General features: G+C 46.2%; 1 protein-coding gene. It reads left to right on the top strand.

Going from position 1 to position 1,789, the window contains the following annotated elements; genetic code table 11:
- Positions 1 to 527 precede the first annotated feature (527 nt).
- Positions 528 to 1,789, top strand: a 1,262-nt coding sequence (locus KDK16_RS09020; RefSeq protein ID WP_257275695.1) for a hypothetical protein, incomplete at its 3' end; no start/stop codon positions are given.

Here is a 1,789-nt window from a genome sequence, read left to right as displayed (position 1 = left end):
AACCGGGCAGACGAAAGGCACAAAGACCAATACGTGCAAGAGTAGACTTTTAATGATTCTATCCTTATTTTTTCTATGGATACGAGCAGTGAGGATAGACGAGAGGATAAGGGGCAAGAAACTAAAACAGAGTGGTTCATAGATTCTTTCATCTACGGCAAACGTGCTGAAATTTTACTGAAACGCCGATGTTTTATTCCTAACAACTGTCGTAAGATTTGGTTTTAGAAAAGCGATGAACTCAGGGATGAGCACAGAACTGTAAATGTGAAACCCGGGGTGACAAAACCATTATAGTTTTTCTAATACCAAAAAAAGCTTTTCGCTAACTCCCTTCATGGCAGGCTGGTCATTGCAGTGCTATACATTCCGGTGCAAATGGTAGAGGTCAGTTAATGAGCCTGTACATTACGCCGGACGTCGTGAAAATGACGAAATATTTCCAATAGCGAATGAGGTCTCGGATGTTGATTTTTTTTAAGCTCGGGTCCAGGAGAGAGCCACAAAAAAACGAAACTGCCCACTCGATGGTCCGATCACTGCTTCTGTTAGTAACCATAATGTATGGGGAGTCGCTGCCCGCTCTGGGATTAGTCGGCTCAAGCCCGGTACCAGCGCATTTCCTCTCTACCAATATGCTGGCTGAACCTGAACAGCCCAACTCTCTGTCAGTTGAATTTATGCAGTTCGCCCTCAGCTTGTTCCAGCTACTACCGAATAAAAGTCCACTTGCGCCTCTCCCATTGCCTCCTCTACCGATTTGGCCAATAAAGCAAAAACACCGCATTGACCTGAAGGCTGTGTTACATGAATACCCGGAGAACCATTGCAAGGCACTGATCGCCTTGGGTGCTGCCGGGGAAGTTGATGACGACGAGCCACCTGACGGAAACAACCGGACTCCTGACCCAGAGCCCCAGCCTGACCTTAACCTCGTTCCTGACCCTGTTCAAAAATGCCTGCAACAAAAAAAACAATTGCTTCGAATCTTGCGAATTAAACGACTATGGTCAATTATAAAAGGCCAAACCATTCTGGCCCGGATAATGTCAGACCGGATCATGGTTATTGAAGCGGATCTACTTGATCTGGAAAGCTCAGACCCTGCCACGATGCATCCGGTTCTGATTCAGGCATTGCTGGCACAGAATGATCACGAACTCAGTGTTTACCGTGAGATCGTTTCTGGCAAATATTCTGGTCGTCAGGCGGATAACGGAGAAAAAGGTCAACCCTCCAGACAGGCCAATGCATCAATGACCGCAACAACAGGTCAGACTGGCCAATCCGGCCAGATGAGTGGAACCGCAGCCCATAACCAGGAAACCGGTTCGACAGGCGGCAGTGGTGATGGAGGCGATGACCCACTGAAACCCTCAGCTGAGCAGGATCAAGAAAATTCGGTTGTTACATGCTCAAGGTGTAACAATGCACTGAATACTCAGGAATTACGTCGTATAGCCGGTGATGCAGCTGCTTCAGTGTTTTTATGCGATAAGTGCCTGTCGGACACTCATGATAATAAAGGAGCTGGACGAACGCCGGAAGAAACAGAGCCTGATTCATCGGAACCTGTTCAGATAGAAAAGAATGGCCTGGATAAAAAGAGAAATACTTTGAAAGTCGTTGCTTCAGGAGCACCAGCGGACAAACTAAGAAAAAGGGCAAAAACTCAAGTTACAGATAACCCACTGGAAAAAGTAAAAGAAAATATCCATTACGAATTAACTGAGCAAGAGCTGGAAAAAGCGAAAACCCTGATGAAGGTATTCGAGAAAAAAAACATCAC

It is taken from the genome of Endozoicomonas sp. SESOKO4 (assembly GCF_024606275.1).
Note: the sequence above shows the minus strand (reverse complement) of the source record. Positions and strands in the feature narration are given on the sequence as shown.